Annotated in this window: 11 protein-coding genes; 5 read left to right on the forward strand and 6 right to left on the reverse strand. The window is 32.3% G+C overall.

Annotated features, from left to right (window positions below):
- The first annotated feature begins 21 nt into the window (after positions 1–21).
- Positions 22–252, forward strand: coding sequence for a DUF433 domain-containing protein (locus OZP15_RS04195; RefSeq protein ID WP_269227245.1), 231 nt, complete (start codon positions 22–24; stop codon positions 250–252).
- Positions 253–606: a DUF5615 family PIN-like protein gene (locus OZP15_RS04200; RefSeq protein WP_269227246.1), complete on the forward strand. Its 354-nt coding sequence runs from the start codon at positions 253–255 to the stop codon at positions 604–606.
- 200 nt (positions 607–806) lie between these two features.
- On the opposite strand, the gene OZP15_RS04205 is transcribed toward OZP15_RS04200, so the two are convergent.
- Complete coding sequence (locus OZP15_RS04205) at positions 807–2,663, reverse strand: histidine kinase (RefSeq protein ID WP_281337103.1); 1,857 nt, start codon at positions 2,661–2,663, stop codon at positions 807–809.
- Complete coding sequence (locus OZP15_RS04210; RefSeq protein ID WP_269227248.1) at positions 2,660–3,406, reverse strand: LytR/AlgR family response regulator transcription factor; 747 nt, start codon at positions 3,404–3,406, stop codon at positions 2,660–2,662. The genes OZP15_RS04205 and OZP15_RS04210 overlap by 4 nt, the downstream gene beginning before the upstream one ends.
- A 243-nt stretch (positions 3,407–3,649) precedes the next feature.
- Here OZP15_RS04210 and OZP15_RS04215 point away from each other — a divergent pair, with 243 nt between their 5' ends.
- A complete protein-coding gene (locus tag OZP15_RS04215; RefSeq protein ID WP_281337104.1) occupies positions 3,650–5,182 on the forward strand; it encodes a T9SS type A sorting domain-containing protein in 1,533 nt (510 codons plus the stop codon).
- Between the two features lie 65 nt (positions 5,183–5,247).
- Here the strand turns inward: OZP15_RS04215 and OZP15_RS04220 are convergent, their stop codons facing one another.
- From OZP15_RS04220 to OZP15_RS04230, 3 genes are all read right to left on the reverse strand, one after another.
- Positions 5,248–7,245: a tetratricopeptide repeat-containing sensor histidine kinase gene (locus tag OZP15_RS04220; protein ID WP_281337105.1), complete on the reverse strand. Its 1,998-nt coding sequence runs from the start codon at positions 7,243–7,245 to the stop codon at positions 5,248–5,250.
- A gap of 127 nt (positions 7,246–7,372) precedes the next feature.
- Positions 7,373–8,131, reverse strand: a complete 759-nt coding sequence (locus OZP15_RS04225; RefSeq protein WP_281337106.1) for a LytR/AlgR family response regulator transcription factor — start codon at positions 8,129–8,131, stop codon at positions 7,373–7,375.
- 104 nt (positions 8,132–8,235) lie between these two features.
- Positions 8,236–10,095 (reverse strand): LamG-like jellyroll fold domain-containing protein, encoded by a 1,860-nt coding sequence (locus OZP15_RS04230; RefSeq protein ID WP_281337107.1) that lies wholly within the window; start codon positions 10,093–10,095, stop codon positions 8,236–8,238.
- Between the two features lie 566 nt (positions 10,096–10,661).
- Here OZP15_RS04230 and OZP15_RS04235 point away from each other — a divergent pair.
- A complete protein-coding gene (locus tag OZP15_RS04235) occupies positions 10,662–11,897 on the forward strand; it encodes a metallophosphoesterase (RefSeq protein ID WP_281337108.1) in 1,236 nt (411 codons plus the stop codon).
- A gap of 74 nt (positions 11,898–11,971) precedes the next feature.
- Positions 11,972–12,268 carry a thioredoxin family protein gene (locus OZP15_RS04240; RefSeq protein ID WP_269227257.1) on the forward strand — a complete coding sequence of 99 codons (297 nt, stop codon included), beginning with the start codon at positions 11,972–11,974 and terminating at the stop codon, positions 12,266–12,268.
- On the opposite strand, the gene OZP15_RS04245 is transcribed toward OZP15_RS04240, so the two are convergent.
- A complete protein-coding gene (locus OZP15_RS04245; protein WP_269227258.1) occupies positions 12,265–12,918 on the reverse strand; it encodes a polysaccharide deacetylase family protein in 654 nt (217 codons plus the stop codon). The genes OZP15_RS04240 and OZP15_RS04245 overlap by 4 nt on opposite strands.
- Between the last annotated feature and the right edge of the window lie 47 nt (positions 12,919–12,965).

Below are 12,965 nucleotides of genomic sequence, written 5' to 3' on the forward strand. Positions count from 1 at the left end.
ATTGAATTTAAGAAAATCAATATGGAATTCATTGAAATTAATCCTAAAATAATGCTTGGAAAGCCTGTTATCAAAGGCACAAGGATTACTGTTGAGCATATTATTTCAATGTTGGCTCAAGGAATTTCTATTGATGAAATCTTGCAAGAATATAAAGGGTTGACAAAGCAAGAGATTTTGGCTTGTTTGCAATATGCCGAAAATATTCTTGAAAAAACGACTACTTTCGACTTGGATAAAATCGCTTCTTAAATGCGGTTTTTAGTTGATGAATGTACAGGAACTTCTGTAGTCGAATGGCTTAAAAATGAAAACCACGAAGTTTTTTCGGTTTTTGAACAATGGCGAGGCGCTTCTGACGATGCTATTTTAGAAAAATGTTATCAAGAAAACTATATCCTTATTACTTCTGATAAAGATTTTGGCGAAATGGTTTTTAGAAATCAAAAAGTTCATAATGGAATTATTTTGGTACGTTGTAATCCTAATAATTTTGTTAAGCGAATAGAAGTTTTGGCTAAACTTTTAAAAAATTATCCTGATAAACTTGAAAATAATTTTGTCGTTGTTAGCAATGAAAGTGTTAGAATCGTTGAGGTTGATTAAACAAATCTTCATTTCGTGAACTAAATTTCCGCTTTCATAAACTTTTCGATTATTGGTTGATTCTAGAATCTTTATTTTACTGAAAAATCAAGTTGTATGTCAGTAATTATTAAAAATTTGAATTACAAAATAATACTATTAGTCTTCATAGTATTGGTAATAATCGGATTGAATTTGTATAATTTATTTTGTTTGTAAAACTATACCAAAGGAATATTCACCGCCACTTTTGTCCCCACAATAACATCGTTTTCAAGAATGTCTGAATAGATAATTAGCTCTTGCAATTGCAAACTATCATTCAAGAGTTCCAAACGTTGCTGGATGGATTTTGTAGAAAATGAGTTGTGTTTTTCGAGGTTTCCTGCTTTAATTTCTGCCGATTTTTGGCGACCAATTCCGTTGTCGATGATGGTGCAAATTAAATAGTCTTCGCTTGAACTTAAATCGAAATTAATGGCAATTGTTTTCAAGCCACTTTTGTGCATCAGTCCGTGTTTGATACTGTTTTCTACAAAGGGTTGGATGAGCATTGGAGGAATTTCGTGGTAGTCTTCGTCTATATTGCCAAGCAAATTTATTTCATATTCAAAATTGGTTTTGAAGCGCATTTTTTCGAGTTCGAGGTATTTGTTTAGAATATCTATTTCGGTCGAAAGTAGAATTTGTTTCTTGCCTGATACGCTTAATATTTGGCGAGTGAGATAAGTAAAATTGCCCATTTGCTCGTTGGCAATGGTTTTGTCTCCATACATAAACTGGTCTTGAATACCGCTCAAGGCATTGAATATAAAGTGAGGATTCATCTGGCTTTTCAGGGCTTTGAGTTCGCTTTCGGTGGCTTTTTTCTCGGCTTGGATGGTTTTTTCGGCTTGGAGAAGTTGCGATTTCAGGAGTTCGTTTTGTTTTTTGATTTTGTATTTATTGAATAAAAAATACGAAATTATCAATAGGGATACGATTAGAATTCCAAGTGCTAAAGCTATTGTTTTTTGTCTTTCTGATTCTAAAGTTATAATCTTTTTTTGTTGGGATAATGCTTTTATTTGAGCTTCTTTTTTTTCGGTTTCGTATTTGAATGAAGCTTTAAGCATTGCATTTTTGTTTTCATCTTTGTTCAAGATTTTATCAATTCTAGTGTTTTCTTCGAGGTATTTTAAGGCTAAATTTTTTTGATTTATTTTTTTATAATGTCGGTATAATGATTCAGAAGAAACGAGTTGTGACTTTAGGTCTTTTGAAGTTATTGCTGCCTGATTCATTTTTTTTAAATAGTAGAAAGCTTTCTCATTGTTGTTAAATGTTTTTTCTATTTGATACAGAATAGAATAATTGAGAGAAAGTTGACTGTAGTTTTTCGCTTTTATATTATAAACAATAGCCTCCTCTGCAAATGTTTTTGCTTTTTTGAATGATTTATTGTTTAAGTATATTCTGCCTATGTTGTGTAAGGTGTTCGCAATTGAGTTGAGGCTATTAATTTGTTTAAATATAACTAGACTTTTGGAGTAGTAAAAAAGCCCAGATTTAAAATCTTTCATTTCAATACAGACAAAACCTAAATCATTGTACAAACTTCCAATGTTTCTTTTGTCTTCATCTTTTAAAGCATAAGGAATTGCTTTGAATATATAAAATTTTGACTTTTCATATTCTTTTTCTAATGCAAGTGAGTTTCCTATATTTCGATAAACATAGCCTAAAAGCTTATTGTTTTTCTTTTTTTCTTTTTCTAATTCTTTTAAAACGTCTAACTGAATTTGTATTGCTTTTTTGTTATTGCCTTTTGTTTCTTCAAAATAGGATGTACTTAATAAAGAAGCTTGGTGAGAAGCTCTATAATAATCTAGTATTTTTGGGTGTAAATTTTTTAGTTTTTTTCTTTTATTACAAATCTCTATTATTTGATTATTCCATTTTTCTGCCAATTCCATATTGTTTTCTAACTCAATTTTTTTTCCCAAATTATCAATAGCTAAAGTATCATTCGGATTGCTTAATTGAGAAAATAATAATTGGTGAATGAACAATAAGGTTGTAATTACAAGTTTTCTCATACACTTATTTTACCAATATATTCATCAAAATCGTTCTTTTTTTCTCTAGCAATTGGAATGATTTTGCTGTTTTCAAATTGCAAAGTCGCTCCTTCTTTTTTGCTGTATTTTTTGATTTGCTGAATGTTGACCAAGTATGAGCGATGCACTCTAAAAAATCGGGAATCGGATGAAAGCAACTCGTGAAATTCTTTGATTTTTTTGCAAACCATATATTTTTCTTTGTTGGTAATAACGTGAGTGTAGGAACCATCAGCTTCAAAATACAGGATTTCTTCTACTTTTATAAAAAGTAAACCATCCGAAAGCGGTAAGGCAATTTTTTGGAGTTGATTTACCGTAAGGTTTTCTCTTAAAACATTGATGTGTTTCAGGATTTGGTTTTGACCACGGGTTTTTATGGCTTTCTCAACAGCGGCTTGAATCTTACTGATACTTACGGGTTTTAATAAATAATCGATAGCTGATACCTCAAAGGCATTGAGCGCATACTCTGAATAAGCGGTACAAAATATGGTTTCGAAGCTTGGAGTTTCAAAATATTCGAAAAGAGCAAATCCGTTTTCATTGGGCATTTCTATGTCCAGAAAGACCAGATCAATTTGGTGTTTATTAATCAGTTTTACGGCTTCTTTTACGTTTTCGGCTTCGGCAATAATTTCGATGCCTTTGCAGTGTTCTTTTATGGTATTTGACAATAAGGAGCGTGCGTGCGATTCGTCATCAACTATAATGGCTTTCATAAGTAATTAGGTTTCTATTTTCAAAAGTAGGATTTATTTTTTAAATTATTTCTACATGATTTTACCGATTATGAAGTCAAAACTACTGCTTATGACAAGCAGCATGGCAATGATTGTCATAAGAAGAGACATTGTAAAAAAACGCATCCATTTATAAAGCCATATCTACCGTTTATGAATTCAGATAGTTTAAAGGTAGGTTGCGTTTATAGTTTTGTAGGGAATTTAAAAAAAATCTCAATTATGAAAAAAATTACACAATTTTTAGTTTTGCTTTTTGTGGTAACATTAAACGCACAAACACCAATTTATCAATTTAATTTTAACGGGAATTTAAACAATTCTGGAACAGGAACAGTAACCACAGGTTTTGTTCCTTCTGGAGCTGTTTTTTATGGAGCTGGAAGAAATGGAGTCGCTAATAACGCATTTAATTCTTCAACCGAACTCACTGGAGCTATTTTGCCTAATTTACCCACTGGTAACTCTGCAAGAACCCTAAATGTTTGGGTAAAATTTGGTTCTACTAATAATACACACTATCTAATGGGATGGGGGAGTGGAACTACAGCAAATGGTGGTTTTACAATGTATCAATCTACTGCGACTCAATCTTTCTTTGGAACAGGAGGTGCCGGAAATTGGGCAGCTGTGAATAACACTATTAACACTACAAGTTGGTATATGTATACGTATGTTTATGATGGAACAACATTAAAACACTATATCAACGGTGTGCAACAAAGTGCTATTACAAGAAATATAAACACAGTTGCTGGTAATAACGGTTTACGATTAAGTCTATGTAGATTTTTAGACGATACTTCAGCTAGACTGGGTGATTATTTAATTGATGACGCTAGTATTTATGATGTTGCTTTGACTTCAGCTCAAATTACATCACTTTATACGTCAACTTCTGCGCCAGCAATTACCAGTGTAGCGGCTTCAAACGTAACATTCAATGCGGCAACAATTAATTTTAATTTGAATGCTTTTGGTTCGGCAACAACTTATGTAGTTGAATATACTACAGATGTTCTTGGGACATGGCAAACTCAAAGTGGTGGCACAACTTCAGTAAATGCTGCAACACCATTTCAGGTTCAATTATCAAACTTAACACCTAATAAAACTTATTTTGTTCGATTAAAAGCGACTAATGCAACGGGTCAAATCACTACATCTCCAGAGATACAGTTTAATATTCCTACTCCAATTGTTTTGACCAATGTAAATGATAGTAACGTTACGGCAACAACGACACAAATTAATTACACCTTAAATACAAATGGGTATAATGCTGTTGTTGAAATTCGTTATCAAGCAGGAACATTTTTTGATACTGACAATCCGTTTACAACAAGAGTTATAACAACTGGGGTAAACAATACTACGGCAACTAATTACAATTATACGCTAACTGGATTAGCGCCAAATACAACCTATTCTTATCAATTTGGGGCTGTAACTCAAAATGCTGGAGGTGTCGAAACTGGTGAAAATGCTGCTTTTACAACAACAGTCCCATTGGGTTTGAATGACAATAAACAACGTCTAAATTTTTCGATGTATCCTAATCCAGCTAGTTCTTCTCTAAATATTGATATGGCTGCCGAATTAAAATCACTAGAAATCTATTCTTTGTTAGGTCAAAAAATGCTTTCATCAACTCAAAAACAAATCAATATATCAAATTTAGCTTCTGGGATTTATATGGTAAGAGTTGTAGATCAAAATGGAGCTATTGCCACACAAAAACTAGTAAAAGAATAAGTTTGAGATTAAATCGTGTCATTTTTACAAAAAGCGAAATCCTTAATTGGGTTTCGTTTTTTGTTTTAAACCAAAGGAATATGCGCCACCACTTTTGTACCCACAACACTATCGTTTTCTAGAAGGTCTGAATAGACGATAAGTTCCTGCAGTTGCAAATTGTCATTCAATAATTCCAATCGTTGCTGGATGGATTTAGTCGAAAAGGAGTTGTGTTTTTCGAGGTTTCCTGCTTTAATTTCTGCCGATTTTTGGCGACCAATTCCGTTGTCGATGATGGTGCAAATTAAATAGTCTTCGCTTGAACTTAAATCGAAATCAATTGCGATTGTTTTCAAGCCATTTTTGTGCATCAGTCCGTGTTTGATGCTGTTTTCTACAAAGGGTTGCAGCAACATTGGAGGCAATTTCATATAATCTTCATCAATAGTTTCAGATGTGGTTATCGAGTATTCAAAGTCTTTGGCAAAACGCATTTTTTCGAGTTCCAAATATTTGGTCAAAATGTCAATTTCGGTAGCAATGGTAATTTGTTTTTTGCCTGAAACTTCTAGAATTTGTCGGGTTAAATAGGTAAAATTACTCAACTGTTCGTTGCCTTTGAGTTTGTCGCCGTACATAAATTGCTCCTGAATACTGTTGAGCGCATTGAAGATAAAATGCGGATTCATTTGGCTCTTCAAGGCTTTGAGTTCGCTATCGGTGGCTTTCTTTTCGGCTTCCAATCGTTTTTGGTTCTCGATAAGTTGGGTTTGCAAAAGTTCGTTTTTCTTTTTTTCTTTAAATCTCGAAAACAAGAAATAAGCAATTAGGGCTAAAGCCAAAAACGAAATTACAATACTATTAATCAGGATGCTTTTTTTGTTGGATTCCAGTTCAGAGATTTTCTTTTTTTGGTTCAACTCTTTGATTGTGGCTTCTTTTTTTTCGGTTTCGTATTGGTAAGTAGCTTTTAACGCAATGTCTTTGCTTTCATCAAAATATATTTTCTCACCTATATCAGAAGCTATTTTTTTGAAATTGAAAGCGTTTTTATAGTCGTTATTTTTAGAATAAATATCGCTTAAAATTTCGGCTGCATCTTTTTGATCAGATTTATAATTGGTTTTTTTGGTTAAATTGTAACCTAATAAACCATATTCTTTTGCTTTATCAAGTTTGTTTAATTTATAGAATGAAGTTGCAATTTTGATTGCGGTTTTTGAAATAAAAGTATCACTATTCAGTTTTTTATATATTTCATAAGCTTTAATATAGTTATTGTTTGCTTTTAAGAAATTTTGTTTTTCGAAATTGATATCTCCATAATTTTTAAAGGAACCAGCAATAAGATCAACATTATTTAATTTTGATGCAATTTCAAAAGCTTGATTGTTGAATTGTAGAGCGGTATTTAATTCTTTTCTTTTAATATTTGCTGATGCTAAACTATTTAATACTAAAATTAAACGTTCATTATTGTTAGTCTTTTTATCAATTTGCAAGCATTTTTCATAATAAGAAGTACTGGATTTGAAGTCATTTTGATTGTCAAAAATTCTTCCTAATGCAAAATAGGTTCGCTCCAAACCATCTAAATCATTCATTTTTTCAAATAACGGTAAGGCTTCAAGATTGTATTTTATGGCAAGTGCATTGTTTCCTAAATTATTGTAAACAAAACCCAAGTCGGTCAGAATGTATGCAAGATTATTTTTGTCTTTAGATAGTTTAGCGTAATAATAAGCTTTTTGCATATAAACTAAAGTGCTGTCTAATTTTCCTAAATAGTCAAATGCAGTTCCAATATTTTGAAGAGCTACAGCACTAGCGTAATCGTAATTTATTTTAGTAGTAATTTGTAATGATTTTCTATAGAATTGAATTGCTTTTTCAAACTTTTCGTCATAAACATAAAATGCGCCTTCATTGTTAAAAGCATTGCTTAAGTATTTTGTATAAGTTTTCTTTAAAACCGGATTGGTTTCTGATATGCTTTTTTCGTTAGCTATTTTTTTTAATTCTTGATTGTATTTTATCCAAATATTTTGGTCGTTTTCGGCTTCAATTACTTCGTTTAACAAAAAACATCTCGTTGTGTCTTGTTGAGTGTGATTTTTAAGTTTAGTAATTAATTCATTTGGTTTTTGAGCATAAAAAGAAGCACTTATTAAAAAGGAAAATAAAAGAATTATTTTTTTAAAATTCATATTACAAAATATTATTCATTTGCATAAATTCTTCAAACTCTTCTTTCTTTTCTCTGGAAATGGGCAATAAAATTTTATCATCATAAGTAATAGACAAGCCGTCTTTTTTGCTGTATTTTTTAATCAAAGTAATATTGACAAAATAGGAGCGATGAATCCTAAAAAAACGATTGTCCGAAGAAAGTAAATCTTCAAAATGTTTGATTTTTTTTACCGCCAAATCTTTTCCGTTTTTGTGGTAAATGGTGGTGTAAGAACCGTCGGCTTCAAAATAGAAGATGTCATCCAAATCCATAAAAACAATACCATCACCAATATGAATGCCTATTTTTTTGATTTTGTTTTCGGCTAAATTCTCTTTTAAAACAGCAATAGTATTGGGTTGTGCATTCCGATTTCGTTTTTCAACCACTTTTTCAATCGCTTCTTTGAGTTTGGCAATGCCAATGGGTTTTAAGATATAATCTACCGCCGAAACTTCGAAGGCTTTGATGGCATATTGCGAATAAGCGGTGCAAAAAATGGTTTCGAATGTGGGTTTGTTGAAATAATCGAATAGCGAAAAGCCATTTTCGTTGGGCATTTCTACATCCAAAAAAACCAAATCAATTTCGTTTTTGTTGATGATTTTTACAGCCGATTTTACATCTTCTGCCTCGGCAATGAGTTCGATTTCTGGGCAATAGTCTTCGATAAAATGGCGCAATAAGGATCTTGCATTTAGTTCATCGTCAACAATTAGTGCTTTTATTTTTTTCATTCGTTGGTTTTGGTTCAACAATAATAGGAATTTTTTTAATTGAAAAACCGCTCCATCAGAAATTAATCTTTGGAACGGATTTTCTTTAAAAAACTATTTGAGTGCTATTCAATAATCAGTTTTTGAGTTGAAACAGTATTATTTGAATCTTCAATGCGAACCAAATAAACGCCTTTTGATACATTAGAAATGTTTATGTTTTTGCTAGTTGCAGTCAATATTTTTTGTCCAAGTAAGGAATAAATTTCAACCGTTTTTACTTCATTTTCCATTTCGATAGTGAAATTATCTGAAGTTGGATTTGGGTAGATGGTTGCTTTTGATGTTTTAGTTTGGAAGTTTGGAGTATTTAAAATAGAATTGTTCGTATATAAATTACTTACTTCTGATGCGGAAATAGCTCTGTTGTAGATTTTTAAATCATCAATGTATATTTCAACTTCTTTACCAAGGATAAAAATTCCCGAAAGCGTGTTCCAACTAGCTTTGTTTCCTGAAGCGACTTGCACACCATTGCGATAAATTCGAGCTGTTGCGCCGTCAAAAGTGGTTACAACATGCACCCAATTTGCTCCGCTAGCTACCTGATTGGTTGCCACTAAATCATTGGCGTAACCAAAGTTGACTAAATGTGCTCCTTGGTTAGACAAACCATAAACGCTGTTGGCGGCAAGTGATCCGTATCTAAAGACATAATTATCTGTCGATACTGTGGGTTGCAATATCCAAACCGATACTGTTCTTGCTGCGTTTCCTATAGGTAAATTTGCGATTGTAGCTGTAGCACCATTGTTGTTTCCGCTGGCAATTCTCAATGCTTTTGCAGGATTTCCAAATCGATCGTAATCAAATGTAAGACCAGAGCCAGCAAAAGGAGTATTACCATAAATATTATTGTATGAATTGTCAAAATTATATTCGGCTATTGCTGTAGATGGATTTATTTGTGTAAAACTTCTAATAGCCGATGTGGTTGAACCCGCACTATTAGTAGCTACAATTTGATAGTAATAAGTAGTTCCTGAATTTAATCCTGTGATAACTCCGGATGTAGCGGTGTCAAGACCTCCCGATGCCGTACCAGCTGTTATTTGATTTGTTAATGCTGTAGAACCAGTTCCGTAATTAATGACTGAAGTTGTTGGTAAATCTTTGGCATTTAAAGTATAATTAATGGTCGAAGATGTGGCACTAGAAGCATTTTCACTAATTGAAGAAATTATTGGCGATGCTGCAATTGAATTATTAGTATATAAAGCACTAATCTCTGTCGAAGATAGCGCACGATTGTAGATTTTTAAATCATCATAATATGCAATTACAGAGTTGGTTCCTTGCATTGTTTGTCCTAATCTGAAAACAGAGTTTGTAGTATTCCAGCTAACTTTTGTTGCAGATGCAGTTAGAGTGCCATTGATATAAATAGTCGCAACATCAGCATCGGTGTAAGTGACCACAAAGTGTGTCCAAGAGGTTGGGTTGGTTTTGTATGGCGTATGTACTAAATCATTTCCGTATCCAAAAAAGTTAAGGTCGTCTTTAGTAGTAATGGTTGGTTTAACACCTCCTGATGAGGTGGTTGTTGTAAATTGTCCCAATCCGTAGGCTGAATTGGTTGCTGCTGATCCATAGCTAAAATAATAATTGCTTGCGAGTGTGTTGTTGCAACTAATCCAAAACGAAATTGTTCTGGCTTGATTGCCAATTGGTAAATTAGGGATGGTTGCATTGGTTCCGTTTGGTAATGTGCCAAAAGGAGCATTTGGTATTGCGTTAAGGGCAAGAGCTCCGTTTGCATTTCCATGCCTGTCTGTGGTAAACGCAATATTACTTCCAGTAGCAAATGGATTGTTTCCGTTTACATCGGCATAACTAGAATTGTTAAAATTATATTCGGCAACAGCCTGTGCATTAGCTTTTGTTCCGATGAAGGTGATTGCAATAAAAAGTAATAGTCTTTTCATAATAAGTGGTTTTAAAAATTTTATTCAAAAATCATTAAAACAGTTTTGAGATTGATTTTTTATCCATGAAACCATAAAAATATTTCATGAACAGTTGATTTAACCTATTTTTTCATCTCGTTATGATTTGAAATAATCGTTTTAAAATCATTTGGATGTAGGTTCTTTTCTTGGTCATTTTTATTTTTTTTTATTTTTTATATATTTTATTCAAAAATCACTGTTGTAGATTGAATAAAAAACTAAAATTTCATCAAAGACACATTTTCTTTCACGAACGGTATTTTTTTAGGGTATTCGCTTTTGAAACCGAAGAAATTTAAATAAAAAAAGCACCGCTGATTCGCAGATTTTCAAAACATAAATTAGATAAAATTAACGCTGATTTTTGAATTAGTGCAATGAAGCAGTTCTGATTTATTTTTAAAATCTGCGAATCTGCGGTAATTTTTTAAAAGCGAATGCCCTAGCAGTTTTTTAATTAATAATCAGCGTAGTTAAATTTTTTATAATGAAATGATTTCGTGCATTCATTCTTCGTTAATTTGTTAAAAATTTATAGCAAAATGATGTTGCGTTTACTTCTGTTTTTATTAGTTGTTGTTATTATCGAATTTTATTCGTTTCAGGCAATCAAAACTTTAACTAATGTTCGATGGGTTTTAATCGGATACCAATTGGTTTCCCTAGGAATGATTGTTTTTATAGCCTATCAATTTTTTACTTTTGATAGGAGTCATGGTCAAACCAAAATGTCAATGTTAGCCTTTGGTATTTTGTTGATAACGCTTTTACCAAAATTACTCTTGACTTCGGTATTACTTTTAGAAGATGTTTACCGACTTTTTTCAGGCACAATTTCTCATTTTGTTGCCAAAAATGAAACCAGTAGTTTTTTACCCGAAAGAAGAAAATTCATTAGTCAAATTGCATTAGGATTAGCAGCAATTCCTTTTAGTTCTTTGATTTACGGAATCACTTTTGGGAAATACAATTATAAAGTGATTAAGCAACAGGTTTTTTTTCCGGATTTGCCCGATGCTTTTGATGGTTTTACGATAACTCACATTTCGGATGTACATAGTGGTAGTTTTGATGATCCTGAAAAAATAAATTACGCTATTGATTTAATAAACGAACAAAATTCAGATTTGTTCCTGTTTACAGGTGATATTGTCAATACACACGCCACAGAAATGCACCCTTGGATTGAAACATTCAACAAAATTAAGAAACACAATTATGGTAAATTCTCCGTTTTAGGAAATCATGATTATGGAGAATATGTAGATTGGTCGTCTAATGAAGCAAAAGATAAAAATTTTGCGGATATTAAAGATTTGCATCGTCAAATAGACTTTAAGTTATTATTGAATGAAAATATTAAAATAAAAAAAGGAACAGATGAAATTGCTGTTGTTGGTGTTGAAAACTGGGGAGTGAAGTTTAAAAAAGTTGGCGATTTGAATAAAGCAACTCAAGGATTATCCAAAGAAGATTTTAAAGTTTTGATGAGTCACGATCCAAGTCATTGGGATGCAGAGGTCAATAAACATGCTAAAGATTTTCATTTAACGCTTTCTGGTCACACCCACGGATTGCAGTTTGGTATTGAAATTCCTGGTTTTTTCAAGTGGAGTCCAGCGCAATATGTTTATGATCAATGGGCAGGTTTGTATGAAAAAGCAGGAAAGTATATTTATGTTAACAGAGGATTTGGTTTTCATGCTTATCCAGGTCGAGTAGGAATTATGCCTGAAATTACGGTTATCGAACTAAAAAAAGGTAGAAACATGGCATAATTCGTTTAAAATGCTACATTTGTAAAATATTTATCTCTTTTCAATAGATTTAGAAAATTAAATTCGTTGGTTTTATGTCAAAATTTGGAGAACTTATAAACACTCAACTCCCTGTGTTGATTGATTTTTACACAGATTGGAACGAATCATCTGTATCGATGCATCCTGTAATTAGAGATGTTGCTGCCGCTCTTGGCGATAAGGCAAAGGTGATAAAAATTGATGTGGATAAAAATCAAGAATTAGCCGAGGCTCTTCGCATTAAAGGCTTGCCTACTCTTATGATTTACAAAGAAGGACAAATGATTTGGAGACAATCTGGTGAATTAGATGCTAATACAATTATCGGTTTAGTTCAAGAACAGTTCTAGTCTAGTTTTTCGAAAAGAAATCCTTTTTCAGCCCAATATTTTAATGCTTTAGGTAAAGTATATTCCAAATTTGGAAATGCTTTTATACTGTCGTGGAATACAATTATACTTCCAGCTGTTGTGTTTTTTAATACATTTTCCAAACATTTTTCTGGACTAATCGTCGTGTCAAAATCGGCACTCAAAACATCCCACATAATTATTTTATAGCCTAATTGTCGTAATTTTTTAGATTGCGATGGTTTTATTTTGCCGTAAGGCGGTCTAAAAAGTTGGCAGTATTCAGTATTCAGTTTGCAGTCTGCGTTCTGACCACTGACCACTGACCACTGATTACTATTTTCTATATATTCTTTAGTTGAAGTTTTCCATCCGTTCAAATGATTGAAAGTATGATTGCCGATAGAATGTCCCTCTTTGATTACTTTCTTGAATATTTCGGGATGTTTTTCAATGTTGTGTCCAATGCAAAAAAAAGTGGCTTTGGCATTGTATTTTTCTAATTCTTCAAGAACCCATTCCGTAATCTGTGGAGTAGGACCATCATCAAATGTTAGGTAGATTTTATTTTCAATATTGGGTAAATCCCAAATATAATTTGAGAATATTTTCTTGATGAGGTTGTTTGTTTTTATCCAGTAGAAACTCATGATTTCAGTTTTTGATTAAAATAAAAATGTAGCGGCATTTTTCAACA

The organism is Flavobacterium eburneipallidum, from assembly GCF_027111355.2.
Classification (GTDB): domain Bacteria; phylum Bacteroidota; class Bacteroidia; order Flavobacteriales; family Flavobacteriaceae; genus Flavobacterium; species Flavobacterium eburneipallidum.

Excerpts from the sequence above, each read along its gene's own strand:
- OZP15_RS04195 (WP_269227245.1), top strand. The coding sequence starts at position 22 with ATGGAATTCATTGAAATTAATCCTAAAATAATGCTTGGAAAGCCTGTT.
- OZP15_RS04200 (WP_269227246.1), top strand. The coding sequence starts at position 253 with ATGCGGTTTTTAGTTGATGAATGTACAGGAACTTCTGTAGTCGAATGG.
- OZP15_RS04240 (WP_269227257.1), top strand. The coding sequence starts at position 11,972 with ATGTCAAAATTTGGAGAACTTATAAACACTCAACTCCCTGTGTTGATT.
- OZP15_RS04235 (WP_281337108.1), top strand. The coding sequence starts at position 10,662 with ATGATGTTGCGTTTACTTCTGTTTTTATTAGTTGTTGTTATTATCGAA.
- OZP15_RS04215 (WP_281337104.1), top strand. The coding sequence starts at position 3,650 with ATGAAAAAAATTACACAATTTTTAGTTTTGCTTTTTGTGGTAACATTA.
- OZP15_RS04210 (WP_269227248.1), bottom strand. The coding sequence starts at position 3,406 with ATGAAAGCCATTATAGTTGATGACGAATCGCACGCACGCTCCTTATTG.
- OZP15_RS04205 (WP_281337103.1), bottom strand. The coding sequence starts at position 2,663 with ATGAGAAAACTTGTAATTACAACCTTATTGTTCATTCACCAATTATTA.
- OZP15_RS04230 (WP_281337107.1), bottom strand. The coding sequence starts at position 10,095 with ATGAAAAGACTATTACTTTTTATTGCAATCACCTTCATCGGAACAAAA.
- OZP15_RS04225 (WP_281337106.1), bottom strand. The coding sequence starts at position 8,131 with ATGAAAAAAATAAAAGCACTAATTGTTGACGATGAACTAAATGCAAGA.
- OZP15_RS04245 (WP_269227258.1), bottom strand. The coding sequence starts at position 12,918 with ATGAGTTTCTACTGGATAAAAACAAACAACCTCATCAAGAAAATATTC.